31 protein-coding genes are annotated in these 25,593 nt (G+C 64.2%); 11 read left to right on the top strand and 20 right to left on the bottom strand.

What is annotated here, in order from left to right; genetic code table 11:
• The first annotated feature begins 78 nt into the window (after nt 1–78).
• A complete protein-coding gene (locus AC1DZA_RS13540; protein WP_476773128.1) occupies nt 79–675 on the top strand; it encodes a hypothetical protein in 597 nt (198 codons plus the stop codon).
• Between the two features lie 46 nt (nt 676–721).
• Nucleotides 722–1,078 carry a hypothetical protein gene (locus AC1DZA_RS13535; RefSeq protein ID WP_476773127.1) on the top strand — a complete coding sequence of 119 codons (357 nt, stop codon included), beginning with the start codon at nt 722–724 and terminating at the stop codon, nt 1,076–1,078.
• Nucleotides 1,079–1,150: 72 nt separating this feature from the next.
• On the opposite strand, the gene AC1DZA_RS13530 is transcribed toward AC1DZA_RS13535, so the two are convergent.
• The 6 genes from AC1DZA_RS13530 to AC1DZA_RS13505 all read right to left on the bottom strand — a co-directional run bounded on the left by AC1DZA_RS13530 (nt 1,151) and on the right by AC1DZA_RS13505 (nt 5,079).
• On the bottom strand, nt 1,151–1,501 hold the full coding sequence (locus AC1DZA_RS13530) for a hypothetical protein (RefSeq protein WP_476773126.1): 351 nt from the start codon (nt 1,499–1,501) through the stop codon (nt 1,151–1,153).
• A 44-nt stretch (nt 1,502–1,545) separates the two neighbouring features.
• Entirely contained in the window at nt 1,546–2,079 is a 534-nt protein-coding gene (locus AC1DZA_RS13525) for an RNA polymerase sigma factor (protein WP_476773125.1), read from the bottom strand.
• Entirely contained in the window at nt 2,076–2,825 is a 750-nt protein-coding gene (locus AC1DZA_RS13520) for a hypothetical protein (protein WP_476773124.1), read from the bottom strand. The genes AC1DZA_RS13525 and AC1DZA_RS13520 overlap by 4 nt, the downstream gene beginning before the upstream one ends.
• Nucleotides 2,826–2,920: 95 nt before the next feature.
• Nucleotides 2,921–3,151, bottom strand: a complete 231-nt coding sequence (locus AC1DZA_RS13515; RefSeq protein WP_476773123.1) for a hypothetical protein — start codon at nt 3,149–3,151, stop codon at nt 2,921–2,923.
• Between the two features lie 190 nt (nt 3,152–3,341).
• Nucleotides 3,342–4,016: a DUF4304 domain-containing protein gene (locus AC1DZA_RS13510; RefSeq protein ID WP_476773122.1), complete on the bottom strand. Its 675-nt coding sequence runs from the start codon at nt 4,014–4,016 to the stop codon at nt 3,342–3,344.
• 676 nt (nt 4,017–4,692) lie between these two features.
• On the bottom strand, nt 4,693–5,079 hold the full coding sequence (locus AC1DZA_RS13505; protein ID WP_476773121.1) for a hypothetical protein: 387 nt from the start codon (nt 5,077–5,079) through the stop codon (nt 4,693–4,695).
• A 188-nt stretch (nt 5,080–5,267) separates the two neighbouring features.
• Here AC1DZA_RS13505 and AC1DZA_RS13500 point away from each other — a divergent pair, with 188 nt between their 5' ends.
• The gene (locus tag AC1DZA_RS13500; RefSeq protein ID WP_476773120.1) at nt 5,268–5,819 is read left to right on the top strand and encodes a DUF6578 domain-containing protein; all 552 of its coding nucleotides are present in this window, start codon (nt 5,268–5,270) and stop codon (nt 5,817–5,819) included.
• Between the two features lie 219 nt (nt 5,820–6,038).
• Here the strand turns inward: AC1DZA_RS13500 and AC1DZA_RS13495 are convergent, their stop codons facing one another.
• Nucleotides 6,039–6,575 carry a WapI family immunity protein gene (locus AC1DZA_RS13495; RefSeq protein WP_476773119.1) on the bottom strand — a complete coding sequence of 179 codons (537 nt, stop codon included), beginning with the start codon at nt 6,573–6,575 and terminating at the stop codon, nt 6,039–6,041.
• A 29-nt stretch (nt 6,576–6,604) separates the two neighbouring features.
• Here AC1DZA_RS13495 and AC1DZA_RS13490 point away from each other — a divergent pair, with 29 nt between their 5' ends.
• Together AC1DZA_RS13490 and AC1DZA_RS13485 are read left to right on the top strand one after the other, a co-directional pair.
• Complete coding sequence (locus AC1DZA_RS13490; protein WP_476773118.1) at nt 6,605–6,997, top strand: hypothetical protein; 393 nt, start codon at nt 6,605–6,607, stop codon at nt 6,995–6,997.
• 86 nt (nt 6,998–7,083) lie between these two features.
• A complete protein-coding gene (locus tag AC1DZA_RS13485; protein WP_476773117.1) occupies nt 7,084–7,392 on the top strand; it encodes a hypothetical protein in 309 nt (102 codons plus the stop codon).
• Between the two features lie 393 nt (nt 7,393–7,785).
• Here the strand turns inward: AC1DZA_RS13485 and AC1DZA_RS13480 are convergent, their stop codons facing one another.
• The 3 genes from AC1DZA_RS13480 to AC1DZA_RS13470 all read right to left on the bottom strand — a co-directional run bounded on the left by AC1DZA_RS13480 (nt 7,786) and on the right by AC1DZA_RS13470 (nt 11,105).
• Complete coding sequence (locus AC1DZA_RS13480) at nt 7,786–8,241, bottom strand: hypothetical protein (protein ID WP_476773116.1); 456 nt, start codon at nt 8,239–8,241, stop codon at nt 7,786–7,788.
• A gap of 113 nt (nt 8,242–8,354) precedes the next feature.
• Complete coding sequence (locus AC1DZA_RS13475; protein ID WP_476773115.1) at nt 8,355–9,782, bottom strand: hypothetical protein; 1,428 nt, start codon at nt 9,780–9,782, stop codon at nt 8,355–8,357.
• Between the two features lie 510 nt (nt 9,783–10,292).
• Entirely contained in the window at nt 10,293–11,105 is an 813-nt protein-coding gene (locus AC1DZA_RS13470) for a nuclease-related domain-containing protein (protein ID WP_476773114.1), read from the bottom strand.
• Nucleotides 11,106–11,167: 62 nt separating this feature from the next.
• Here AC1DZA_RS13470 and AC1DZA_RS13465 point away from each other — a divergent pair, with 62 nt between their 5' ends.
• Nucleotides 11,168–12,022 (top strand): hypothetical protein, encoded by an 855-nt coding sequence (locus tag AC1DZA_RS13465; protein ID WP_476773113.1) that lies wholly within the window; start codon nt 11,168–11,170, stop codon nt 12,020–12,022.
• A 117-nt stretch (nt 12,023–12,139) separates the two neighbouring features.
• Here AC1DZA_RS13465 and AC1DZA_RS13460 read toward each other — a convergent pair whose 3' ends face one another.
• Nucleotides 12,140–12,562, bottom strand: a complete 423-nt coding sequence (locus tag AC1DZA_RS13460) for a hypothetical protein (protein ID WP_476773112.1) — start codon at nt 12,560–12,562, stop codon at nt 12,140–12,142.
• Between the two features lie 194 nt (nt 12,563–12,756).
• Here AC1DZA_RS13460 and AC1DZA_RS13455 point away from each other — a divergent pair, with 194 nt between their 5' ends.
• Both AC1DZA_RS13455 and AC1DZA_RS13450 read left to right on the top strand, forming a co-directional pair.
• Nucleotides 12,757–13,191: a DUF4190 domain-containing protein gene (locus tag AC1DZA_RS13455; RefSeq protein ID WP_476773111.1), complete on the top strand. Its 435-nt coding sequence runs from the start codon at nt 12,757–12,759 to the stop codon at nt 13,189–13,191.
• 192 nt (nt 13,192–13,383) lie between these two features.
• On the top strand, nt 13,384–14,004 hold the full coding sequence (locus tag AC1DZA_RS13450) for a hypothetical protein (protein ID WP_476773110.1): 621 nt from the start codon (nt 13,384–13,386) through the stop codon (nt 14,002–14,004).
• A 124-nt stretch (nt 14,005–14,128) separates the two neighbouring features.
• On the opposite strand, the gene AC1DZA_RS13445 is transcribed toward AC1DZA_RS13450, so the two are convergent.
• Complete coding sequence (locus AC1DZA_RS13445; protein WP_476773109.1) at nt 14,129–14,620, bottom strand: hypothetical protein; 492 nt, start codon at nt 14,618–14,620, stop codon at nt 14,129–14,131.
• A gap of 411 nt (nt 14,621–15,031) precedes the next feature.
• On the opposite strand from AC1DZA_RS13445, the gene AC1DZA_RS13440 reads away from it, so the two are divergent.
• Complete coding sequence (locus tag AC1DZA_RS13440; protein WP_476773108.1) at nt 15,032–15,544, top strand: hypothetical protein; 513 nt, start codon at nt 15,032–15,034, stop codon at nt 15,542–15,544.
• A 71-nt stretch (nt 15,545–15,615) separates the two neighbouring features.
• Nucleotides 15,616–16,026, top strand: a complete 411-nt coding sequence (locus AC1DZA_RS13435; RefSeq protein ID WP_476773107.1) for a DUF4259 domain-containing protein — start codon at nt 15,616–15,618, stop codon at nt 16,024–16,026.
• A 465-nt stretch (nt 16,027–16,491) separates the two neighbouring features.
• Here the strand turns inward: AC1DZA_RS13435 and AC1DZA_RS13430 are convergent, their stop codons facing one another.
• The 3 genes from AC1DZA_RS13430 to AC1DZA_RS13420 form a co-directional block, all read right to left on the bottom strand.
• Nucleotides 16,492–17,133 carry a hypothetical protein gene (locus AC1DZA_RS13430; protein WP_476773106.1) on the bottom strand — a complete coding sequence of 214 codons (642 nt, stop codon included), beginning with the start codon at nt 17,131–17,133 and terminating at the stop codon, nt 16,492–16,494.
• A gap of 490 nt (nt 17,134–17,623) precedes the next feature.
• Nucleotides 17,624–17,911 (bottom strand): hypothetical protein, encoded by a 288-nt coding sequence (locus AC1DZA_RS13425; RefSeq protein ID WP_476773105.1) that lies wholly within the window; start codon nt 17,909–17,911, stop codon nt 17,624–17,626.
• Between the two features lie 119 nt (nt 17,912–18,030).
• Complete coding sequence (locus AC1DZA_RS13420) at nt 18,031–18,450, bottom strand: hypothetical protein (protein WP_476773104.1); 420 nt, start codon at nt 18,448–18,450, stop codon at nt 18,031–18,033.
• A 1,175-nt stretch (nt 18,451–19,625) separates the two neighbouring features.
• Here AC1DZA_RS13420 and AC1DZA_RS13415 point away from each other — a divergent pair.
• Nucleotides 19,626–20,015, top strand: coding sequence for a DUF2721 domain-containing protein (locus tag AC1DZA_RS13415; protein ID WP_476773103.1), 390 nt, complete (start codon nt 19,626–19,628; stop codon nt 20,013–20,015).
• A 516-nt stretch (nt 20,016–20,531) separates the two neighbouring features.
• Here the strand turns inward: AC1DZA_RS13415 and AC1DZA_RS13410 are convergent.
• The 5 genes from AC1DZA_RS13410 to AC1DZA_RS13390 all read right to left on the bottom strand — a co-directional run bounded on the left by AC1DZA_RS13410 (nt 20,532) and on the right by AC1DZA_RS13390 (nt 25,532).
• Nucleotides 20,532–20,933 (bottom strand): hypothetical protein, encoded by a 402-nt coding sequence (locus AC1DZA_RS13410; RefSeq protein WP_476773102.1) that lies wholly within the window; start codon nt 20,931–20,933, stop codon nt 20,532–20,534.
• Nucleotides 20,934–21,002: 69 nt separating this feature from the next.
• Complete coding sequence (locus tag AC1DZA_RS13405; RefSeq protein WP_476773101.1) at nt 21,003–21,281, bottom strand: hypothetical protein; 279 nt, start codon at nt 21,279–21,281, stop codon at nt 21,003–21,005.
• A gap of 270 nt (nt 21,282–21,551) precedes the next feature.
• Nucleotides 21,552–22,421, bottom strand: a complete 870-nt coding sequence (locus tag AC1DZA_RS13400; RefSeq protein ID WP_476773100.1) for an alpha/beta fold hydrolase — start codon at nt 22,419–22,421, stop codon at nt 21,552–21,554.
• 445 nt (nt 22,422–22,866) lie between these two features.
• The gene (locus AC1DZA_RS13395; protein WP_476773099.1) at nt 22,867–24,099 is read right to left on the bottom strand and encodes a serine hydrolase domain-containing protein; all 1,233 of its coding nucleotides are present in this window, start codon (nt 24,097–24,099) and stop codon (nt 22,867–22,869) included.
• Nucleotides 24,096–25,532, bottom strand: coding sequence for a purine-cytosine permease family protein (locus AC1DZA_RS13390; RefSeq protein ID WP_476773098.1), 1,437 nt, complete (start codon nt 25,530–25,532; stop codon nt 24,096–24,098). The genes AC1DZA_RS13395 and AC1DZA_RS13390 overlap by 4 nt, the downstream gene beginning before the upstream one ends.
• Nucleotides 25,533–25,593: the final 61 nt, after the last annotated feature.

Raw genomic sequence — 25,593 nt, 5'->3', positions numbered from 1 at the left:
GGCAGGGGGGTGAGTGCTGCCCGAGGCGGCCATTCTTCGCTGCGTTTCAGATCACACGCCAACCTGTAGCCTCCATGGGTGCTCATTGCGCCGCTCATTCTCCTTTATCTGCTCGTCATGCTTGGGGCTCTGATTTTCCTGGTGGTCTGGACGATCAATCTGGCCCGTCGACGTGGTCGATCGCAGGTTTTCAAGACGATCGGGATCTGGGTCGTTGCCGGATTCCTCGTCGTCGTGGCATCGGCCGCTTGGAACCAGGCTTTCGGACGCTCGCCGGTCGCTGCTACCGCGGAGGAAATGGTCGGCGAATGGCGTGATCAATCATCAAACACAACCTCGACGATTGACCTTCGGTCTGATGGTTCTGCACACGTGAAGGGAATTCCCGCGGCGGCGGTGTTCGAAGGAGCAATCAGGCCCCGTGACCTAGGTTTGCCGGCGAGGCTCTCTGGCGAGGGAACCTGGGACGCCACATCGAACATCAACATAAAGATCATCTGCGAAAGCGGACAAACCATCACGCTCCTCGGAGAGTCAGTTCAGAGTTCGACGGGAACCCTGTATCTCCGCTTCATGGCGGGCGATCCGGATGCATTCACGTACGACCGAGAGTTCAGCCGGATCAACCCTGGTTCAGCATCAGATAGCGAAATCTCTTCCGACCCTGCGTGCTAATGAGCCATCCAGAATCGACATCGTCCCTCCCCGGTACGCTCGGCTCATGCATGGCATACCGGTAGGCGAGAGCTTTGCTTTCATGGAGGGCCGCGTCCTCGAGCAACTCTGCTTTGGCCGCCACGAGCTGATTCTCAATTTCGATGATGGACTCTCCATCACTGTCGAAGGTGCTGCCGGCATCACCCTCGCGGGCGATAGCGAGTCAGTTGTCGCCGACCCCCTTGACATCGCATCGGTGCTAGTCGGCTTGATCTCCGACACCGTTCGGACGACCGAGGTGAAGGATGCACGCTCGTTCTCTATCGAATTCGCCCGTGGCCAGGTGCTACGCCTGATCGACAGCTCCGAGCGATACGAGTCGTTCCAAGTTCGTCACGGAGATCGCCTCATAGTGGTCTAGGCCGAGAGCTTCCGCATCTCGCATCTCGCATCTCGCATCTCGCAGAGCGACCGTCTATCGGAAGGCACACGGTCAGTCGACTAAGAGGATCGCCCAATTGCCCAGGGCGGCCACGGTTGACAGGATCGCGAAGGCGATCGTAGGCGCAGTTCGGGCCGTGGTGTAGCGGACGAGCATCCAGGCCAGCGTGAGAGCGGTCAGCGTCACCATGCCAGCGGCGGCCCAGAGCCCGGGCACCTCCGAGAACGGGGTGTATACGGCGGGCGAATTGGATGAGACGAACGCAGTGCTGTTGCCCAGTGCGGTGGTGAACACTTGGCCGACTGCCCAGAGCAAAGGCAGGACCCCGCCAAAGAAGAACAGGCAGCCGGGTGCGCCGATGATGTGCCGGTCACGGTAGTCGTCGCTTGGTGTGCCCGTCATCGCTGCGATGCCAGCGCGCCTGTTGCGGATCGAGCAGGACCCGTTCATGGCGTGATGCCCAGTTGCTGGCGCAGTCGAACTCTGGCTCGCGAATAACGTTTGCGTGCCGCCGCTGCGCTGATGCCCATGATTGTCGCAGCTTCGGCGAGCGAGAAGGACTCCCACACGACGAGCTGGACGACTTCTCGATCGATCTCGGGAAGCCGCCCCAGTGCATCAAGTAGTTCCACGTCAGGCTCGGATTGGGGCTGGTAACCGGTGATCCGATGCTGCTGCGCGAGCTGGTTCGTGAGCGCGATCCTCCGGGCGTTTCCACGTCGCTGATTGGATGCGACGAGTCGGGCGATCCCGTATATCCACATCCGTCGGCTCTCATGTGCTCCGGGGAGGTCGTCGATTCGCCGCCATGCGGCAAGCATCGTTTCGGCGAGGCAGTCTGCGCAGTCTTCGGCATCAGGAACCCGCCGTGCGAAATACCGCAGTAACTCCGGGGTGACCTCGCGCAGCAACTGAGCGAATTGGGCGTCACTGCTCGCGTGCTCGCCGCCGGCACGAACATCCCGCTCGACGTCCGTCACTCCTTGTCTCCGAGCATGTCGCCGCAGTTGCCGTACCGGTAGGAGTCCTCAACGGACTCGCGGTCGCCCTGAGCTGCAGAATCGGCCGCCTCGAGCAATTGGTCGACCACACCGCCGCCGTCGTTGGCGACGATCGACGGGAAATTCCCGGGGTCGGAGAGCCACTGGACGGCCCGCGCCCGTCGATTCTGATCGTCAAGCTCATCCGCCACCAACCACTCGTTCGTCCATGCACAGTTGGCCCAGAACTCGAAGGTGGTCGCCGCGAGCCCGGTTTGCGCCTCACCACCGTCTGTGGCGAAACGATCGAAGATCGACTGCACCTTCGCGACCGCGTCCGCCCTATCCACGCTCGGGGGCAGCAGGAGTCCCGCCGGGTAGGCTGCCGCAACAGCGTCTGGGAGGTCGGCTGCGGATAGGTCCAGCCACTCCGTGGAGTCCTCCTCGCTGCCGGTGGTGGGATCCCCGAACCGCCCGGTCTGAGCCGCGAACATCGCCAACGCGACCGCGGGCGCAGCGATCCCGAGCCCGGCCACCAAGGACGCAGTCACCAAGGTGGTAACGGCCCGGGCACGCGGCGACCACCTGCGCCGTCGCCCACCGTGATCGAATGCCGCTCGCACCTGAGGGTCTTCCAACACGCGGGTGAGTGTCAGCGCTGCCTCATCGGCGCCCGTATCAACGCTCACCCGACCGGCACCGGCCAGCCGGCGCACCAGGGCATCCGAGTCCATCTCCTCGCTCATACCCTGTTCCTGTCCGCCAACGAGAGAAGTGTGACCGCCAGCGTAGACGGCAGCTCGGCGAGGTGGCGTAGGGGCTCCTCTGTGCGCGCTGCCGCCTACGCGTATGCGAGCGAGGCGGCACCCAGTCCAATGAAAGCCGCGCCGGAGATGGTGCTCGCGATACCGACGAAGACCATGAGCTGGCTTCCGCGCACGTGGAACCATGCGATGTCCAGGGCCGGAACGTTGCTCGCCAGCCAGTCTGCGATCGCGTGCCGACCGAGGATGAGTGCCGGTGCGATGCAGATCTGGATCATCCCGGCGATGATGAGCGCGACTGGCGACATGAGATGGAGTCTAGGTCTGAGATTGAGGGAGCCGGATGCCCTGTTGTCCATCCCCCCGGGAGTCGACGGAAGCTTCGAGGTCAGCGGAGCGCGCGAAGGTAGCGTCGCCGTGCGACGATCTGGGCGACACGGAGGAGCGGGTAGAGCGCCCGCCACGGTTGTTCGGCTGCTGGCGCGGTAAGCGATCCGCCTATCGAGGGCCTTCGTTGGCGGCGGTTTGCTCGCGCGCTTGAGCTCTGACCCATGTGTCGAACTGCTCGGCATGCGCTCGTTGCGTCGGTGTCACGTTCGACAGCGCGAGCGCCAAACAGTTTTCAAGGGCGTCGCTGGGTCCGTCGTCCATCAGGAGGAGCGCTTCGGCTCGCGCGAAAAAGACGTCGTAGTGATCTCCCTTGATGTGCCCGAGGTCGCCGCGTCGAATGTGGTCGAGCATCCCTTCCCGAGAGAGAAGGGTGTCAAGGACCGCCCAACCCTCTTGATTCAACTGCGTCACCATGTCGGTGACAGTGTCCCTGGCAGACGCGTCGTCCGTGACCTCCCACCACCCGTCGCTGCCATCGGGTGTCCCTGTTGGATGCAACCGCTGACGATAGAGCCCGAACGTCTCAGAGATCGCCTTCGGTACCCTCTGCCCGGGTTGGTGACGCCGCCAACGCAACCAGGGTTCCGGGGCAGCCGAGATGTTGATCACACAACGAACGTTCTCCGACGTGTTCCACGAGGACGATTGGACGTTCACAACCACCCAGTCACCCGCACCGTTGGACTTCCGCCAGGTGGGAGCGGAGCCCTTGTAACCGTGCAGGCGCGCAGCGGGGGCGAACACATCACGGAGTGCCGTCTTGAGCGCGTCCTGTGCAGTCACGAAGACATGATGACACCCAACGCCGGCCCGCATCACCCAGTCACGAGGCGATCTCGCGCCCGATTGCCGATCCACTTGCGGTCACGATCGATCGTTTGTGGCGCTCTCAGGGGATGGCCGCGTTGCCGAGGAGCCCAAGAGAGTAGAGCACAACGAGCGCGGTGATGACGGCGACCGCGACCGTCACGACGGCCCATCCTCTGCTCATATTGCGACCTTAGCCACGTCGTTCCGTCCCTCTGGTACCCACAAACGATCGATTGTCGGCAGGGACGGCCTATGGGCGATAGTCGGGTCTCTTATCCGGGAAGTCATCATCGGGTCGAGCCATCGGCATCGCACCTCCTGAAGCGACAGCGTTGAGGGCAGCACCCAAGCTCGCGAACAGCGCACGTACAACTCTCCACACGCCGGAGCGGTATCCCGATTCGGTCACGTGCATCGCCTCCTGCCCCGAGGCTACCAACGGGCTCAGGGTGGCAACACGGAAGTCCACAATCGATCGATTCTGACTGCAAGCGGATCCACGACCGGGAACCCGCTGCGACCCGTCGATGTGGCGCCGCGGAGGATTAGCTGAGGCATCACAGAAGCTGGAGGCGTCGTGCGCGAGATCGAAGGGCTCCGCCCGGTCGTCGCCTCGCAGGCTACTAGACGCAGCCTGGTTGTGCGTGAGTCACTGCTGCTGCCAGAGGGATTCGCCGACCGCCGCCCAGTTCTCTGCCGGCTGACGCGCCGCCAGGGCGATATCACCAGAATCGAAGCCCAATACGATCGGCAGCTGAGGACTACATGATGCCTGGGCGTGCTCGCCGGCTCTGACGATGCAGTAGTTGCCGTTATCGACCGCTGTCGCGAAGTAGAGGTCCTGCCCGTCGACGGTACCCAGGAAGCGGGTGGACGCTGCTTCTACCTCGCTGAGAAGAGCCACCGGAGTAGTCGCAGGCAGACGGTCAGCGTCGGTCTGCGCCCTGTCCCGCGTGGCGAATTCGTTGCCCGTGCAGCCAGACGTGACGACGACCAGGGCTAGCCCGAGAAGAGCGAACAACGGCTTCGGCCTCATGGTGGAAGCCTATTGAGTCGAGGCGCACCGCGGAGCCAGCGGGACGGAAGGCGGCACCCGGCGACGCGCGCGGGAAACGATGAAGCCCAGCGAAGGAGTGAACCCTCGGGGATTCGTCCGATCGGTGCCGAATCGGATCAGTATCAGGTCGTATCGGGTCCTGTCGGTGAGCGGACTACCTTGGCACCATGACGCGTGTTTGGTTGACGAAATGGGAGTGGGAGTGCTGCGGTGACGCGTTCGGAGTAGGCGATGAGATCGACTTCGGCATCGAGATCCGAGGCCCGCATCCGGCGTTGGCAGATGAACTGGGCCAGGAGCTCGCTGCCACAGTTGACGCCATGGAGTCTCACCATGAAGAGGAGTTCGCCGATCGGGTACGCGGCAGGGTCGTCGCCGTGTATGCCGTTACTCGCGAGGTAGTTCACCGCAGGTCGCTGCGTCGCCCTGGTCACGGCGCACCGCTAGACGCAGCAATGCCGGCCGACCGCGATGAGTGGCCACTGGTCGGTGAAGGGCTCGAGGGTGGCGTCTTTCTTAGTTCGCGACCCTCGCGATACATCATCGAAGTGGAGCCAGTGCCGCACACCGCCGTGCTTGTGCCGACGCAGGGCGTACGGTTGCCTGTTGCACAGCAAGACCAACCACTCGCATCCGTGGCTGAGTCCTCCGCCGACCCATCACCCGAATGGCAGGGTCGCACGCTCGCTGGATGGCTCGTCGACGTTCAAGAGCATTAGCCCGCTGCCCCCACCGAGTGCAACGTCGCATGCGGATCGTTCAACGCAGTGCGCCCCGATCAAAACGGCGATACTGCAAATACATCGAAGCTCTGGCAGCCGGCGGGGACGTACGACGAGGCGAGCGGCGCGGCAATGAACCCACCGCCGACCGAAATGGAGTCGCCCTCCCCGAACTCACCGCCCCTCCACGAGAGAACGCCTTCGTTCCACGATCGTTCAACGCTCCGGGAACGAAGCGAGCTCTTCAGCCCATTGTCGAGCCGCGACATGGAGTTGCTGCCGATCGACGGGAACGAGCAGAACGAACTGATTCTCGCCCGTCCATTGTTCCCGCGGCACCCATGGCGGCCGTGCCTCGAGATCCAGAAGGATCCGGATTGCGAGCCCGTCACCGGATGTTGTCTCGGCTTCGAATGCGAGCAGCGGCTCGGTGAAGATGAGCCTTTCCCCGGGCTTGGTGACTCTGCCGGAGCGAGGCTCGCCCTGATTCTCGACCCCGCTCAGATCTTGGAGCCATGAGCCGAGCTGGGCAGCCTCGAACGTGGTCAGGCAGGGGTCTGTGAACTCCCAGCCCCGCCCATTCTCTAAGCGAATCCGTGCTGCGATGTTGAGCCAATTTGCATCCCAAGAGTCCTTGGGCCTCGCAGCCGGGAACTGGTAGCCAAGTATCTCGAACTCGGCGCTGGGGCCCTGATCTGATCCAAGATCGTTTGCGAAGCGAGCCTCTTCGCGCCGGTTCCATCCGGTATACATGCCCTATGAATCCCAGAAGGATCCGCCCGATGATGAGCGTCCTAAGCCTCCTGCTGCTCGCAGGCGGCCTCTCCGCATGCGCGGCAACACCGCCATTCGGTATTCCGCAGCTGAATGAGCCCCAACGCACCGAGGACAAGCTCCCTGAAGTTGTCACCAAGGATGGATCCGTCGACCCTCTGACCTCTCGTCTTCTCGCCAGCGAGGACGGGGTGTCGTACTTCGCTGCCACAACTGCATCGGCGGACGACGTTTGTTTTGTGGCGTACGAGTCTGACGATGCCTGGACTGCCGCTTGCGCTGAGGAGCTGCCGGTGCAGGTCGGAATCTTGGATCGCCCTGAGGCGCGGCTGGGGCACGGTTCCGGCGAGTCCGACGAGTGGAGGCCGGTGACCGACTACGTGGCTGTGCGGAAGGGCTAGCGGCACGCCGCCGATCCCCCTGCCGACGCCCGATTGCGGATCCGCTCGCGGGCCGTTCTGGCCCCGTCTGCCAGTACGCTCACGTCATGGACAGGGCAACGCGCGAAGCACTCGGCGACGTGAGTGCGCTCGCCTTGTTGGTGGTACGCGGGCTGCTCCTCTGGATCCTCATCCCAGTGGGATTCGTGCTTTGGCTGGTCATCTTCGGCTGGAGTGCACGCGTCGGCCTCGGCGCCTTTCTCGGTTGGCTAGATCTGAATCTCACAGTCGCGCTGCAGCGGATCTTAGTCCTGCCGGTGCGGGGGAAGGACTCAATGCGCAGAGCCGAGTTCGTTCCGTTGCGTCTCATAGAGTCCATGAAGCATCGCGTGCACATCGTCCGTGACCCGTTGTAGAACGAACCGGCGTCGCACCGGGATCCGTGCGCCGATCCAGCAACAAGCCGATCCAGCAATAAGCCGAGGAAGAGTGACGTGAACATTTGGAGGATCGCTGTCGGAGTGGCCCTCGTCGTGATGGGCGTGGTCATCCTCTCCAACCGCGAGAGGTGGTCTCGCTGGAGTCAGAAGCACTTGGGACAGAACGTCGGCAAGCTCGGGCAGGTACTTGCCGGGTGGGGGAAGCCGAGTGACATGACTGTTCCCGGAGTGGGAATGATCCTCATCGGTATGGTGACCGCGTCATTAGGGGCGACGCAGCCGTAGAGACGGGGGTGCGAGCGCGACTAACGGGTCCTCGAAAGGACAACGCGTCGCAGCGCAGTTTCGGCGCGTTGAGCGCTGCGTGCGTCAGTTGCCGAAAACGGACCAGATCATGATCACGATGTAGACGTTCACGAAGACGCCGGCAAACGCGAGGGCGGCGATTCCGATCACGGCGAGCACCAGCAGCGTGATGCTGTTCGACCAGTAGCCGGAGGCGTTGTACCTGGAGTACTGGCTGCCGGTGAAGATGCCCGAGACCTTGCGCAGCAGCACTCCAGAGAGTGCGAAGGGCCAGGAGAGCGCGAGCGCCGCCAGTCCCAGCCATGCCCAGTCGGCCCTCCAGATCCACCCGAGCAGCACGAACGGCCCTACGATCGCGAGGGCTGCGGCGACGTAGAGCTGACCGTGCCCAGCCCACCAGACGCCGCGGGCGAATCGATCCATGTCGGCTGGCGGCCGGCGGCGGTACCAGCGCACCCGCGGAGCCGCCGACGGGTTCGGCTGGAGTACGTCCACACCGCTCGCGCTGTCTTGGCTCACAGCACCATTCTTGCGTCTCTGATCCCGCATGCTCACACGACAACGGGGTTCAAGAGCCCGGACCAATGCCCCCGGAAGGATCGGCGACCGGTCATGAAGCTATCTTGCAGCTCTCAGCCCGTTCGCCCACGGTTCCGCATCCGGCTCATCACGGCGCCGGCGAGAAGCAGCGCGATGGCGAACGGTGCCAGCCACATCCCTCCGACGTTGGTGGCGGCGAGCGTAGGGGTGGCGGCGACAGCAGTCGCTGTGGGTGACGGTGCGACGACAGCAGTCGCTGTGGGTGCCGGTGCGACGACCAGCGCGGCGCCGGCGGTGAATGCCACAGTCGCCTCGCCACTGTTCGCACCGGTGAGGGTAACTGTGTGCGGGCCCGGTTCGATGCCAGACGGCAACACGAACGCGAACACCGCCGTCCCCTCAGGGCCGACGATGCGCGAACCGAGTGCGACCGGCGTAGATTGCAGCACTCCGGTCACGCTCTCCCCGACTTCAAAGCTGTGCCCGATGACCGTGACAGCACCGCCCACGTTCAGGTCACCGGTGATCGTCGCACTCAACGGTGTCGTGGAACGGCTGACGAACACGCAGGTGACATCTGCGAGCGGCGCGAACCGCAGCGACGTCACCGCCACCCATGCCCCTGCAGGGCCGGTGTTGCATTCGATGGATTTCGTCGCATAGCCGGGGGGACCGCTGATCGACAGGTCGTAGTTCTCGAAAACCGACACCGTAATCGTGCTCCCTCCCGTCGAGCCGGTCACGGTTTCGGGAGGCAGCGTCGAGAGGAAGAACGGGGTTGCCACCAAGGTGAAAGCCGATTCGGGTACGCCCTCACCTGTGTCGATGACCTTGTTCGCCAAGGTGAGTTCAGCTGCCTCCACCGTCACAGTGCACACGACCGAGAACCCCAACGGCACGATCACCACGCCGTTCAGACCGTCAGCGTACCCGGGGATCACCGCACCGTTCGCGTCCACTTGCAGGCAGCTCCAGGTGCCAACCGCGTATCGGATGTCACCATCAGCGATCAGCTCGTAGGGAGCCCCAGGTGTCACCTCGCCGGTCGCACCAGAAGGGCCAACAGGCCCAGGCGTGGCGCCACTGTCGAAAGGTGTATAAGCGTTGACGGACCATTGAGCGGGTGTGGACTCCCCGTTGGCGACAACAACCTTGAGGGTGAGGATGGTCGGCGGGACAGGAGCCGGATCGCCGGCCGCGGCTTCTAGGACGGCCGGTTTGACGTCCGACACGGCGGGTTGGTCTTCGAGGGCAAGGGGTTCGGCTTCGGAGATGAGGGGAGCCGCGCCGGACGTCTCGCCGGGATCATTTGTCGCTGACATTTCGGTGGCTTTGGGCGTCCCGGCGTCACCGTTGTCCTCGGGCAACGCCACGTCGGCGGTCGGCGCATCCTCGCCCTCATCCGCGGTCGCGCTCAGCGGAACGGCCAGCATCGCCGGTGCCAGGAACAACACGGCCAAGGATGACATCACGGTACGGCGGTGCCGGAAGGATTTGAGGGTGGCGCGGTGCTCTGACATGAGGTGCCGTCCTGCCGGCGGGTCGGGTACCAGCGCTGCGCTCACCGTACGCCCGCCGCGGATGCCCTGTCCAGCAACGTCACACCGGCATGACCGGGTGGGCTTCGTTTGCACGGGCCATCCCGCAGCGAAGTCAGGCTGCTCTTAGCCCGGCGAGCAGCAGCTGGACACCTGCAGGGCCCCGATGCCCAGAGCGGCCAGTCGGTTGCGGATCCGCTTACGGACGCCCGGTCGGTGACCTCTTGCGGGCCTTCATGGGCGAAGGCATCGGAATCGATTGGTTTCTGGCTCTAGGAATCAGGGGATACGGGTGAAGACCAAGAGCTGCGGGCCGAAGAAGAGCGCGATGCCGATCGCCTGCACAGCGACGCCCAACCACAGCACCTACGGCTGACGCCAGCGCAAGCCTCGGCCTGCGGCGACGCCGGGCCGATCAGCGATTGCCGCCCCGATGGCCGGTACCTTTCGGACGAGTCTCAGCTTCTGGCGGTCCGAGCGATGTGACCTGCGTCAGGCGACGGGGAATGCTGCCGCCAGTCGCGCATGAACGCTGTCGACATCGACGGAGCGGCCTACCGCTGTGGATTCGGCAAGGCGCTTTACGAGCAGCTTCGGCCAAAGCACGTGGATGCCATTCACTTCGAAAGCGCCTCCGATGAGGGGCCAGTCGGCTTCCACGAAGCAGAGCGCGCCGCTCACGTCGACGTTCGCGTCGGCCAGCGCGGCGGTCACGAAGGTGATCTGTGTCTGTACGCCGTTCACGAGTTTGGTCTTGTCGCGCCCGCCGACGAGGAGTGTTTCGACGCGTGGCCGGAGGATGCCGCCTTCTACATGCAGGGAGGGGCGAAGGCCCTTGTATCGTTTCGCGTCGATCACCCACACTCCGAAGGGTGCCACGACCATGTGGTCAATGTTCGCGCGACCACCGGGGATCCGGCGGTCATGAAGCATGCGGAGGGTGTCCGGCAGCTCTTTGAGCCATTCGGCGAGGAGTTCTTCTCCGATCGCGCCGCGCTGCCAGGCTTCGGTGCTTTGCGGGTCGTCCGTCATCGCGAGGATGAGTCCGCCGAGCTTTGGGTGTTTGGTGCGGATGCGTTGCTCGCGTGCGTTCTTGCGGCGCTCGTGCTCTCGACGAGCAGAGGCGCCGGCAACCCCAGTGTCGGGTTCGACGGGTGTCACGGTGCATATGACGCAGCGCACCGTCTTCGATTCTCTCTCGTAGATCGCGTCGGTTCCGGCGGGCAGGTGCGCCCCGCAAAGTCGGCAGTCGCCGGCGTAGCGCAATCGCATCCGCTTGTCGGTTGGCCTTGGTTCAAGCGTCACGGCTTGAAGGTAGCAGGGGGTGCTGACCAACGTGATTGAAGGCGGGCGGCTAACCTTCGCTAATGAACGCTGACGTCACCGATCCGCCGCGGGGCACCGTGGATGCGATGCAGGCACACGCGGACTCGCTCGCGCGGCACTTCGCGACGATGCGTGACCTCGCAGTTGACCTTGATCGGGTTGCGAGATTACCCATCCCTTCATCGTGTTTGCTTGCCAAGGATGAGAGCGCCACCCGCAGTGCGCGGGGTGGTCTGGTCCTGGGTGAGTACGTGCAGGAACGAGCCGCGACCGCCGCGCGGTATCTCCGCGAGTTGCACCGTTCGACACTTGAGGTCGAGCCGGTACGGCTGCAGCTGGACTTTGTGCTCATGTATCCGATGCTGCGTGGAGCGCTCGAGAACAGCGCTGCCCTGACTTGGCTGCTGAAGCCGGATAGCAGTCCCGAGCGGCTTGAACGGTTCGTTCGGGTGCTGCGACGTGATGTGACGCAGTTCGTCGCGAACAACAAGCGACTAGCCGCGGCAAGTAGCGACGCCATCCCAGGTCCTTCGGAGCTCTTTTCGCGTCTCGCGACGAGCATGGAAACTCAAGGACCCCTCGCGACGAACTATCTGGACGCCGCGGCGCGCTCGGCAGGGATCGACGTTCGGGCTTCTCAGGGTCAGGTGTTAACGGCGACTCCGATCGTCGACGTGTATGGCGACGGCAGTATGCCGCACGTCGTGTGGCGGTTCCTCAGTGACCTCACCCACTTCTCCTTCTCCATCATGAAGAGCCACGACATCGCTCAAGCCGAGAGTGGAGAGCCCGTCCGAGTCGCGTCCCTCGGCTTGTTCACCACGACGGTAGTCATGGCGGCGAAAGATGCACTTCAGTCACTTGACCAATCGACCCGCCCTGGTGCTGCCGGCTGAACGACGGCATGTCGTCGAGCGTCAGTCGCTCGACCGCGTCACTACAAGGATCCCTGACGGGATCCCTCAGCGATCTCCCATGGCGGCCGGTGTCGGCAATGGAATGGCGCTCCTCGTTCAGCTGCTCAGGTCGCATCCCTCAACAGGAACGGTGCCGATGAACACACCGGACCTTGCCCATGACCACTCACCGACTTGAAGGTTGCCGCGCTCGAACAGTCCCGTCATGGTCGTGGCATCGGCCTCACCCGCGCGCGAGATGTAGTCGCCGAGGATTGCAACCTGCACGCGATCCCAGTCGTCTGAGCGAGGGGCTGGTAGGTGGACCATATCGCCAGAGCTGAGGTTTTCCGGAAGGTTGTCAGATGAGAGGTAGACACGATCCGGGCTGGCGTCGCTCTCGTCAAGGTAGGAGAGGACTTCTCCGCCGGTGATGTCGCTCAGAGACCCACAAACACCGAAGTCGAACGATCCGTCTTCGTTCAGCCGGAGGGCGGTGCGGTCGACCCCTTGGCATCCTGCGAGGACGACGACTGCCACGCACGCGATTATCGGGACGGTGACGTGTCGAGCTCGGCGAGTGGTCATGGCGTGATGTTAGTGCGGCTTCTCAAAATGAAGACACCGGTGAGGATCCGCCTGCGGGCGTGCCATGACCGACCGGGTATCGACATCGGCCCGCCCGCCAGTAGCATTCGATCCGACCTGCATCTCCGAACCAGGAACGGAACCGAATGGACGCCCTCACGCCCACCTACGCTGCGCCCACGGCACCGGGTGGTGAGATCCCGTTCGCCGACGCTGCGCACGGTGCATCCGCGCCCTCGGATGTTGCTCCCTACCCAATCGCGCCCGTCGACGCACCCGCGTGGGCGCCGCCCATCTCGGCGCCGCAGAACGTGATGGCCTGGGTGACGCTCGGCCTGGGACTTGGCGGCCTGGTGTTCGGCCTCCTCGCCGGGATTCCCGCGATCGTCTGTGGGCACATCGCTCGCCGGCAGATCCGAGAACGAGGCGAGCAGGGAGCTCAGGCAGCGCTGATCGGCCTCATCTTCGGGTATGTCCTGAGCGGGCTGTATCTCGTGGGCATCGCGCTCTACGCGGCCTTCATCGTGCTGATACTGGGACTCGCCGCTACCTCTGAGACGGGCGTCCCGTCGAACCTCTGAGGTGCAGGGTCGTTCGCACGATCGAATTTCATGGGACTGGGCACGCGGACACGTCCGCGAGACGATTCGTTTGCGAACGCGACCGGCGGATCCTCCCCGGTCCGGTGATAGGCGGCGCCAACTGAAGGGCGGCGCATCGCCACAGATGCCGATAACAGTCGTCCCACAACGGTTGAGAGAGCCTGTCTTCTGATGTCTTTCGAGGTTCGCGCAGATGCTCGGCGGGCGACTAGCCGCCTGTACGCCACGTACATCATCGCCACAACGGTCATTGCTGGCGTTGTTCTGCCGCTTGTCGCACGCGCCTTTGCGGACCCCGCCGCGGGCACAGCGGAGCTCCAGTCGTTCTTGGTCATCGGCGCCTTCGTGTATGCCGGCGGGTTCCTTCTCGCATATGTGATCGGGTTCCTCGCCGGCGGTCGTGCGCGTCGAGCGGGCGCCATGCTGCGGGCGAGAGGAGACACGACCGCGATCAGCTTCGGCTACCTTGCTCCGGAGAATCCGGTCGTCGCGTTGACGGTGAAGCCAGGTGAACTCGGGGCATGGACTGATGAGTATGGAGAGCTTGTCGCTCTTGGAACCGTGAGCAACATAGAAACTGTCGCGCTTACCGCGCATCGGATTTGGGGCAGCTACTACTACGCACTCGAGGTGGCCTCGGCTGACAGCCGGATGCTGATAGCGCTTGGGACGCGAACCACCTGGGGGGTCGGAACAGCATCACGGCGAGCACACATGCGGTTGGCGCGCACATTGCTGGGGGAACCGAAGCCCGAGAACGTCAACGCGCGCTCAGCCTCTCGCCCGACTTGACCCTCCATGCGGCGGAACACCCGGTCGGTACCGCGCACCAGAAGTAATGCCTCCGTGAACGATGGTCTGTGATCCTTTGAGCGGCAGAGGTCGGGCCCAGTTCTAACCCCACGGTATGCGTGGTCTACTTGGCGCCCTTCGTTTTCAGCACTGAGCTGAGAGTCTGTGCTAATTGTGCGCGTTGCTCTAGCGAAAGCTCGCGGTGAGAGCCGGTCCGCGGATTGAGAGCCAGCTTCACATTCCTTCCAGGGTGTCGAATTTCTATGAAGATCGCGCCCCGGTTCAGGAGGCCTTCAAACATGCTTCCATCCCGCACCGTCACCACATCGCTCAACGGGAGCGTCATTGATGGGCGGGGCGACGAGTATTCCCACACCGACAGGCCCGACTCGTCAAGCGAAACACCCACCACGGGGACGCTGAGAAGAAAGCCCGCCACAGGTCGCCAACCGAGACCATCAAGCGCCTTCTTCGCCGGCGGCCAGAGAAACGCGACCATTCCTGCGTCAAGGTGCTCGCCCATGACCTCGACCAATTGCTTGGTCCGACGGCGACGTACAGCCAAAATCCCAATGAGGATCGCACATGCCGGCACCAAGATCGCGAGCGTGATCACAATGGCGCCTGGGAGGGCATCAGCAGGTGCGCGCAAGCCGCGGTAGACCAGAAGCGCGAGCCCTACTGATCCGCTGGTGAATATGCCCAACGCCGTCCATTTGCTGCTCAGGTATGTGCCGCTAGACGACGATCGCATCTCTGATGACCCACCATTCCCAACGTGTTTGTGAGGTCAACCGATAGGGATCGGAGTCACCGACAATGAACCCAGTTTAGGGACGAAGCCGGGCCGATAGTGCCCGCCTCAGAACGATCCCCGAATGGCCACTCGCTGGGCTGACTGGTGACCGATTCAGTACCGTGCTACAGGTCATTCGTCTCGCCGATACGCAAGGTGGCGCAGGCGCTCTTGCGTGCTGAGACCGCGGGCTGACAGCATGCAGGCACACCACGATCCCGGAGGCTCCCTATGGCCGACACGCTTGACCGCCTTCCCCAAGCGAGGCTTTCGACCCTCCCAGGCGCCTCGATTCTGCTGCGGGTGCGCGGCCTGATCTGGGCTGCGATCAGCGCGGCATTGCTCTACAACTTCGTCACGCATGCGACGAAGAGCGCGTGCCCGGGCGGAGGCCCTGCGGCGGATGGCGGGTACCTGGACGCCGACGGGGTGCCGACCGATGGCGTGCCGCAGTGCATCAGCCTGACCCTGCAGCCCAGCATCGTCGTGTCCGCCGTGATCGTCCTCGTCGTACTCCTGGCGATCACCCGCGTTCTCAAGCGTGCAGCCACCGAGGGCGACGCCTTCCGCATCCTTCATCGCGCCCGCATCGTGATTATCGCCGTGGCCACCGCGTCGATCCTGATCAGTTACGTCTGGTTCCTCCTCATCCCGATTGACGGTTGGAACGGCACCGGGACGCTCTGGTTCCCGTTCCCATTCGGCACAGTCCTAATGGATACCTACCCCGCGATTCAGGGTTAGCGCGGAGTCTTCAAAAGCCCATCTTCGATCGGGCGCCGGATCTGGCCTCCGCGCCCCGTTACGCTTCCACCATGGGAGCGTGGAGTGGCGAGCCGTTCGGGAATGACACCGCAGCGGACTGGGCATGGGAGTTGGACGATGCCAGTGATTGGGAGGTCGTCCTCGCCGCCCTCACCGAGATCCTCGATGAGGAACCAGCGAACCTTGATGCCGATGTCGCGAGCATCGCCATCGCTGCCGCCGAGGTTGTCGCGCACCAGGCTGGGCGCCCGACGCAGTCGGACGCATACACCGAGAGCGTGACCGCCTTCGTCCGGCGGGCGCCGAAGCCGCCTGTGGAGATCACGGCGGTTGCGCTCAAAGCGCTCGATATTGCCGCGTCTCCTGAAGGCGAGCTCGCCGAGTTGTGGGCAGATGAGGGCGACGATGAGTGGGTTACCGCGACTGCTCGAGTTCGCCAGGCCCTCTCCGCCGGGCAATAGCTCTCACTTTGCTCGGCGGCCGACCGTCAAGAACGACGCTCGGTGGAGTCCTGTGAGGGATCGGGTAGCGGGGAAATCTATCCGGCGGCTCGTCGGCGTCGCTCAACGAGGTAGACCAGCCCGGCTATGAGGAACAGCGGCAGGACGATGAAGACCGCGGCCATGATGAGTGTGCGGCCAGTTCCGACCAAGAAGGCCAACACCAGAACGAGCGCCGCAACGACCACGGCGGCAAGCAGCACGACTCGCCACGCGGGGAGGCGAGATCCAGACGAAGACGGCATAGCTCCACACAATAGCGATCAGGTGGTCCCCGCTGAAGGGCCAAAACCGGACCGGTAGACGGTCGTGATCTGAATCAACCAGCGTTATCCGAAGGTGCGAATCGGCCGCGGAAATCAGGCAAGGCCCGAAATGCAATCCGCCTAAGCGTCCCATAAGCGATCGTCACCCGGTCAGCAGGTCTTAGTCATCGAGTGACCGCTCCCAGTACTCACCCCACTCGTATTCCCGGCGACTGTAGCCGAGGTCGCGGAGAAGTTCGGGTCCACGAGCCGCGTCCAGTCCGAAGGTCTGGTCGAACGCTTTCCTTCTCCAGCGCGGCTCTCGGAGCACTGACTCACGCAGCTCGGGCGAGATCCGTCCGCTGTCGTTCCAGTCCTTCGCTAGGCGCCGGGTTTTGGCGTAGACCGCTTTTACTGCGCTGCGCTGGACGGCGAGGCTGGCGCCGACGTAGCCACCCAACTGGATGCCGGTATTGATGAGTTCGATGACGTACTCGGGAATCGTGTCGCCGCCGTAGCCGCCATCGTCGACCTGAATCGTCGGGGGCGACGCTTCGATCTCTGGCCCGAAGTACTCGGCGACGGCCGCCATCGTCATTTCCTGGGGAAAGAGCATCATCAATTGCTCGGGATAGTCAGGATCTTGCCACCGGATGCCTACCAGGCGATCGGTGAACTCCGGGTCAAGTTCGGCACGGACAGCTCTCCGGAGCACAACCTCGAATCGCTCGTGCGGATCACCTATGGCCGTCACATCGCCGGCAACGGGACGCTGTGACATACCGGTCGCGACGTGAGTGTTGATGCTGATCCGTTCGGCCATACCAGGAACGCTAGTGGCCACGCAGGATGAGCGTCGGCAGCAGATAGGTGCCAGGTACGGCCTGACCTGCTTGAGCAGGAGCCAGCGAGGGATCGCCAAACGGGTTGGCGAGGCATTTGTCGCCGCGGGGATCGCCGCGGTCGAAGTCACGGTATGGCGCTGTTCCCGAGGAGGCCGGAGTAGTACGCCATGACCAGCGCGGCAACCAGCAGCACCGCGATGGCAGCCACCACGACCAAAGTCCACTTCGGCACAAGCGCTCCTTCAACAGCCGTAGACATGGACGATGCCGGTGCAGCTCGAGTGCTGCATTGGAAGGATCCTCCCAGCGCAACGGCGACACGGCCCCCGCCCTCAAGAGCCGTTGCGGAAGCGATGCGAGATCGGAGGAGAACCGATGCGCACCACATGCAAGATGCTTGGTGCATCAGACAAGACCAGTGAGTCACAGACGATCGAGCATGGGGCGCCACCCGATCACGCCAAATTGTCAGGCGCGGTCGACTGAGCCCGGCCCGGACTCTCGTGTGCCTCGACCCTTCCCAAGAACCCACCCCAAGACGAAAGCGCCGATGACCGCCGCGATGGCGAGGATTCCCATCCCCCAGAGCCTGGAGGCCGGTACGAACGGTGCACCGCCGACGAAACCGAAGTCGCCTACAGGTTGATATGCGAACCATCCGAAAGTGGTGGTCGGACCGGGGAGCAGTACGAGAACGAGCCCGAGAACAGCGAGGGCCCCTGCCCCGATGATGATCGCTTTGAGGCCGGTCGTCATGGGCTGCTCCTGTGGGATCGTGATTTGAACCAACCAACGGTATCCGAAGGTGCGAATCGGCGGCGGACACCAGGCGAAGGCCCGAAATGGGATCCCTTCACCGGTTCGTTACGCAGGAGTCATTCGACGCTGTTCGAACCATCGTCGAGGTAGACGGTGGCGTAGACGTCGACACCAAGTTCGGCGATCCCCGCAGCAAGCTCGACCGGAATCACGAAGCCGCCTTGCGTCGAGTCAGAGTCTGCGGACCACCAGATCCTTGCGGAGCAGTCCGGTGGGAGGAGGGGGAACCGACCGATTCCCGGTCGTGCAGCCGCGACCAGTTCCTTCAGCGCCCGAGTGCCCGACCTGTCGTCTTCCGCATTGATGCTTTGCTCGACGTCGATCGTCCACACGTGGTGGTCCAACAGTCGACCGGAGCGGCTCACGGAACCTCGGCGTTTGATGCTCGTCGGGGCCAGCTCAACAATCTCGGAGACGAGAGCGGGGTCGGTCTCGGTCGAGATCACCGTGAGTGAAGCGCGCCCGGACTGGATCATGACGCGAGCATAGAGCCACCGGGACCAGCAAGCCGATTGTGTGGCGCCGCTCCTCTGAACGATCCCATTGTGGGAAGGCCCGCTTAGTAGTTGGCGCCGAGTTCGTCGCGTAGCCGGCTGGTTAGGCGCTCGAGGTGGGCGACGACGACGGTCTGGTCGCTGCCGCCGTCATCCGTTGCGTCTACCTCCATCCGCCGTCTCAGGGTCGCCACCGCGTCTGGGTCGAGCCGGCCGGAGAGCGTCATCACTCGCGCCGCATCGCAGAGACGGGCGAGCATCCGTAGGTCTCTGACATCGAGGTTTGACGAATTTGTCACGGGCTCATCTTGCACGAGCCCAGTGTCCACTGACCCATCGGTCTGTGAAACTGCCCGGCGATCTATCCCATGAGGAGCTGGCGAGCCGCGTCAAAGATGAGCCAGACGGCTAGCGCCACCATGCCCGCAGAAACCAATGCGAATGTTCGGGGCGTCGAATCTCGCGCTGTCGCCTCACCGAGACGCTTCGGCAATCGGTCGAGCCGCTCGTTCGTCCGTCGCGCATATTCACTCCGTTTGAAGAAGAGCCACAGAGCGATGATCAGACCCGTGATTCCGGCAGCGAGCTCAACGAACGTGTCGATCACTTCCAGAACGGATCAGCCCCCTCCCACATCCAGGAGATCGACCTCTCCCACCGCCGCGAACCGGCTCTACCGCGGTCATTGGCCACGATATCGATCAGACGGCATAGGACGCCGGACTCAGGACTGAACTGCGACGACCGTGCTCTTTGCCACGGAGCCGCGTTACCGCCCGATGGCCGATCCCTCACGAGGATCGGCGTGCAACTCAGTACGGTGGACTTACATGGATACCGAACTCGCAGCCGCGGACCTCCCGCGTCCACGCGCAACGTATCGCCTGGTGGCGGGCGCGGTCGAGCAGTGTTCCTTGGCTGCACTCTGATGGCAGTCGCGGGAGCAATCGGCGTCGTGGAACTCTCTCAGTTGCAGGGATCCTCTCCATTCGTCTCGGCCAGTTGCTCGCGGTCATCGTCGTAGTGGTCTCGATCGCATTGGCCTCCGGCAGGCTGAGCTACGGTGCGCAAGCCGCAGAAGCTGGGATCGCGAGAGTGGGAACGATGGCAGATGCCACAAGCTTTACGGTGGATGCGAGTCGATATGCGAGCCAGGCGTGGTGAACTCCGACGGGAGCGTCACGCCGAAGAAATTGGACGGTTGGACGGCGGTGGAGTGGGGCCGACCGCTTCGGCTCTTCGGAGTCCTCTCGATGATTTTCGCCGGTCTCTCTGGAGCGTGCTACTTCCTTGTCGGAGGCACCGCCGAGAGCATCCCATGGTGGCTGTACTTCATCTTCGGTGTTGCCGTCTTGAACTTCGTGGCAGGGATGGTCTTCTTCTTCTCGATGCTGGTGAAAGCCGTTCGAGAGTCGAGAGCGGGCTATACGACCTCGGCAGGCCTGTACCCTGAGCTTCCGCAGCTTGACCGGAGCGGGCGAGTCCTCAGAACCCCGGCTGAGCGAGCGGAGTACATGGCGAACCATGGGCGGACTCATTCGGACTAACGGGCCGGGGCCGCTGCACTGCTCGGACCTGTTGCGCGGCGTGCCCAGCCTGGGCGTATCGCGGGCGCTGGGAATTGAGCTACACGGATGCGGACATCGCGCTCGCACGGCGCGCATCGCAGCCGCTGTAGCAAGCAGAATCGAGGAGCGGAAGGCGTTCGGGCGCTCCCACGTGGTCGTCACCTTTGAGGACGGCGAGACCGTCGGCGAGACCGGATACTGCGGATGCGCGTCGCTGCTGGTGCCTCAGCCGGGATGGACTCGATGGCGCGACAGGATCCGCTACGAGCCATATCGGTCGTCAAAGGCCGACAAGCGCAAGCACCAACGGCGCGATTTTGATTCTCCGAGATCTCTTGCTGCGGTAGCTCCGGTCTTCTAGACCGTGGTTCGAAGTGTCCGATAGCCGGTCCGTCACTGGACGTCCGCAAGTCGATCGCCTTTCGGTTAGTTGCGCACGCTCGCTTGCCAGGCATCGAGAGCTTCGTACTCGTTGGCGATGTTAGGGAGTGAGTTCTATCGCCGCTGCCGTGCCTCTGCTACCGATGCTGAATACCGGAGGGCAGTCGACCGCCAGAGCAGGAGGAGAGCGACTCCTGCCAAAGCGAGACCGACGAGGACGAACAAGTAGCCAAGAACCAATCCGACGATTTCAACGACGATGACGCCCAAAACAATCGCACGCGTCCAGGAGGCACCCTGCCACGCAGCCCGCGCCGCAGCGAGTTGGGTCACGCCGACGGCAGCGGTAGTGATCAACAGCGTGGCCAGCAGTGGGTCGTGCAGCCACGGCCGCCCAACGAGAGTCGTGAACAACATCGGGAGGAGGAAGAACACTCCGCCGATGATGAGCAGCCCACTAGCCCAGAGCGTGGGCAGGGGCCGCTGCGACTTTGCGTAGGTGAGATCGAAGCTCATGCTTCCTCCTATCCCGTCAGGTGTGGGGCGATCATTGTGATCGAGCCTCATCGCCGTGGCAGCCGCCACTTAGTGATGCTCGTCCCCAGTCGCGTGTCTTCTGAAGGTGATTGCGCGCCACGAAAACAGCCCCAGCCCGAACACGCCCGCTACGGCCACGATCAAAAACCAGGGGCCGAAGCTGGACGCAAGAATCCAACCCGTGACGATGAGGCTTGCGCTCAGGAACAAGCCATAAATGGCCGCGCCAAGTCGGACGCCCGGCTTCTCGGTCAACGAACGGACCGCTGGTTCCCACGGCGAAGACTCGACCTTGGAGTAGTCGACGGGCCCGGATCCTTCAGTCATTCGATCATTATGAGGCACTCGCTCACCCCATGAAGCTCGACCCAGTTACGTGGCCGGACCGACAACAAGCGATCTGCAACCATCGACGAGGAAGCCATTGGAGCGTCGTGCGTACCCGCACGCCGCTCCATCAGCAGAGGTCCGAAAGGGGGATCGATCATCGGGCAGTCTCTCTCCGGAGTTGAGCGGCGAGTCAGCCGGCGGTTGCGCTCGAGCTTGCAACCTTTGGGCGAACCAGCGATCGGACGAGGTCGTCCTGGTCGGCTTGCCCTACTTAAGTTGAAGCAGCTCTCGCAAGACCTGTTCGAGGTCGTTGACGAGGGTGATGTGGCCCGCGTCGTAGAGGAGATGGGGGACCGCGCCGGGAACGTTCGATGCCAGCCATTCACCGTGGGCGAAGGGGACCGTCACGTCCTTACCACCCGCCCAGATGGCAACGGGCACATCGATGCTGTCCAGGTCGAATCCCCACGGGGCCACCAAGGCCAACCCGTCGTCGCGGGCGCCGACGACGCCTTGCGCACCGGCGCGGTGCATCATTTCGGTCAACCATTGGGCCAGGCCCCGCGTGAACGCGGGGTCATCAGACGGGGTCAGCAAGGCCGCCAAGCCAGCGGCGACATCGCCCACTCCGGCGGATGTCATCGGCAGGAAGTACGTTTCCTGGAACGCGCCGTATGCTTCGGGTCCCTCCAGTGCCGCGGTGAAATCGAGGACGTTGCCCGGTCCCATCCCGGCCATCCAGTCCAGGCCCACGGCGTCGTGCGGGGCAAGACTGGCGAGCGTCGCCGCGGCTCGGCACCTCGTCGGCAGCATGGCCACGCATGCCAAGGCGCGCGGCCCACCGCCGGACCAACCCACGACGACGAACTCGTCGATCCGCAACTCGTCCGCAATGGCGACGATGTCCGGAACGTCGTCCACGATGCGAGGCCAGGGATCCTGCACCGGTCGAGGCGAGGAGCCGCCATACCCTGGCCGGGACCATGTCACCAGCCGAAGGTCGAGCTTCGTCGCGAGGTCGTCCAGGTGCGGGTAGTCGGCGACCGCCGACGGGCTTCCCGGGATCCACAACCATGGGTAGCCGGTCGGGTCACCGGCCGTCAGCACTTCGAGCTCGCGAACGTCGGTCGTGGTCACGGTACGTCGGACACTGCCCATGCGAACCTCATCGGTCATCGATTCGTGACTTGCAGCTCGCATCAGAGTATCGACAACCAGGTTCGAGCATCAGGCCTGTGACCGGAAGTCGATCGCCGACGCAGACGCTCGTTCCCGACCCGCAGTCGTGTGGCGGCCAGCCCCAACGCCGCCTCGAGGGCCTTCGTGCGGCGGCTCCGCGATTAGCGTCGCCGATCACACCGCGCAACCGCCAACGGGAGGATACCGTTGGTCCAGATCACGACCGGCTTGTGGGCAGCGTCACTGGTAGACCGCGTGTTCGCGACGCACAGAGCTAGGCGGCGGCGTAGACGAGGAGGCCATCTGCCTCCATACGCTCGAGCGATTTCAGGAGGTCGGTGTTTCATACCGAGAACGCTTGGATGTCGTGGAGAAGCGGCGGCCCGTGGTCGTGCCCTGGGTCTTAGGCGAATGAGTCGAGCGCCTTGCTCACGTCGAGCAGCAACTCGCTCTGCACCCCGTGCCAGAACGCCGAGTCGGGGTCCGGCCAGGTCGAGAGCTTCACGATGACGGAATCCGTCTGCGGATCAAGCCACAGGTTCTGGCCGTGGATGCCGATTCCGCTCACGTTGCCGCGTTCGTTGCCCATGCACCACCACTGGCTCGTGTACGAACCGTTGGGGAACGCCGTGGTAAAGGCCTCGTACGTCATCGCCTCGCGGTCTCCGCCGCCGAGGACCGCGCTCGCCCAATCCTCCGACACGACCCGGCCGCCGGGGGCGAGCCCGCCATCGAGCATGAGTCGGCCCACCCGTGCAAGGTCGCGCGCCGTGCACGAGACCCCGCCGTTCGCGAAGCCGAAGCCGGCGGCATCCACGGTGATCGTGGCGTCGTGGTCCGCGTCGAGTTTCGACCAGAGGTGCACCGACAGCGCGTGGCTGTAGCGCAGACCCGTGACTCGCTCGACGACCCAGGCGAGGACGTCGGTGTTCGCTGAGCAGTACTGGAACTCCCCAAGCGAACCGCTGCCGCGGAGCGTCCTGAGGAACGCGTACGTGTCGTCGGGATCACCGGTGCGTCGGTCGCGCCAGCCCCCCGCGCGGTCGTGCGCCTGCACCTCGGCGGCCGGGTTCGTGTAGTCCTCGTCGTAGTCGATGGCGATCTGCATGTCGAGCACGTGCCGGACGCTCGGCCCGTCGTAGACCGAGCCGGCGAGCTCGGGCACGTAGGCGGTCACCGGCCGCTCGGGGTCGATGCGGCTCTCGTCGATGAGTGCGCCGACGACGAGCCCGCACAGCGACTTCGAGACGCTCATCACGAGGTGCAGGCTGTCAGGAGCGAAGCCCGGCCGGTAGTACTCCGCGAGCACGTCTTCGCCGCGCACCACGAGGAACGCATCGGTGAAGCTCCGCTCGAGCCGCGCTTCCAGCTCGGGCAGCGCAGGTGTCAGCGTGTCCAGCCGCACGGTGGCGTCGGCCGGCACGGCCGGCACGTTGCGTGCAACGGTCGCGGTCGGCACCAGCTCACCGAGGTGCGCGAATGCCCAGCGATTGTCCGGAGCTTCCTGCCAGGTGCCGAGACGCGGCCGCCCGGCCGCCGCGCCGGGGTATCGGCCTGGGTGGGGGCCGGTCACGGCGTCCGCTCGGATTGAGCCGTCCGCGGCATCCGGCCAGCCTGCGGCATCCGCGGCGCTCATCGGAGCGGGCTCCGCCCGAGCGAGGTCTTCGAGAGACCGAGGTAGACACCCGCGGCCACGATCATGCCGGCTGGCACGGAGAGGTCGATGTATCCCATCGCCTCGGAGATCGGACCCGACCAGATGTCCGTCGACAGGCAGAGCGCGGTGCCGAGCCCGCCGATGACGACCGCGCTGATGCCGGGGATGCTCCAGCCGCCCGTGTACCAGAATGGCCCACCGCGATCCTCATCGAAGAGCCCGACGCCGTCGTAGCGGTTGCGGCGCAGGATGATGTCGGTCGTGAAGATCGCCATCGCAGGGGCCGAGACGATCACGAGGAACTGCAGCATGAGGTTCACCGCGTCGAGCAGGTTCGTCGACATCACGAGGTAGAGGGTGAGGGCCGTGCCGATGACGCCCACGACGATGGCCGAGGGGATGCGGCGGATCGGGACGCCGACCGCCTGCAGCGCCATGCTGGAGGTGTAGGTGGTCATGCCGTTCAAGGCGACGGTGTTCACGATGACCCCGAGGACGAAGATCGGACCGAGCCAGGCCGGCAGCAGGTCGAGCAGGGCCGATTCGATGCCGGCGGCCATCGCCGTGTCGCTGACGGCGGTGGCCAGCAGGGCGCCGACGATCGTGAAGAAGATGCAGGGCAGGGCACCGCCGAGGGCGGTCGCGGCGATGATGTGCGAGGACCTCGTCGAGCGCGGCAGGTAGCGCGCGATGTCGGGGCTGTTGGCATACGAGAGCGGCGTTGAGGCGAGGATCGTGAAGCCGACCGTCATCGCCGACCAGAGCGGTACGCCGTCGAGCGGCTCGGCCGCCCGGTAGCTCCAGTCGACGTGGGGCAGGATGAACGCGGTCACAGCCAGGAAGACCGCGAGCAGCACGATGGTGATCACCGAGTAGCTCTTGATGATGAGCGCGTGCCCGTAGACCGCGATGACCACCGTGATCGCCGACACGACGACCGTGACGAGCACAGGCCCCAGCACCGGGTCGGTGAGCCCTGACTGGGCGAGCAGGTCGGCGCCCATGAACGAGGAGGCCAGCCAGTTGAGGGCGAGGAAGACCGCCGAGATGAGCCAGCCCGTGAACGCGACGACGAGCTTGTTGCCGATGACGCCGTACAGCGCGCGGGTGATCACCGAGCCGGAGGTTCCGGCGGCGGGACCGGCGATCGCGAGGATGCCCGGGAACACCCACGGCAGTGAGCCGGCGACGATGACGAGGATCGCCTGCCAGAGCTCGAGTCCGAGCAGGATCATCGTCGCGCCGATGGTGAAGTTCAACACGCTGACGTTGGGCGCGGCCCATACCCAGAACAGGTCGCGGGCCCGGCCGTGCCGGTCGGACGGGCTCACCAGCTCGATGCCCCGCGTCTCGGGGCGGCTTGCGGTGTCGACGAATGCCGGCGACGTTGCCGGGTCGGTGCTGGTTGGCACGAGGATCCTCTCGGAGTTCTGGAGCCGGTGCCGTCGATCTGCCCGAGGCGGCACCGCTATT

The organism is Agromyces sp. P2_B3 (genome assembly GCF_056404815.1).
This window is presented reverse-complemented; position numbering and strand designations above follow the sequence as displayed.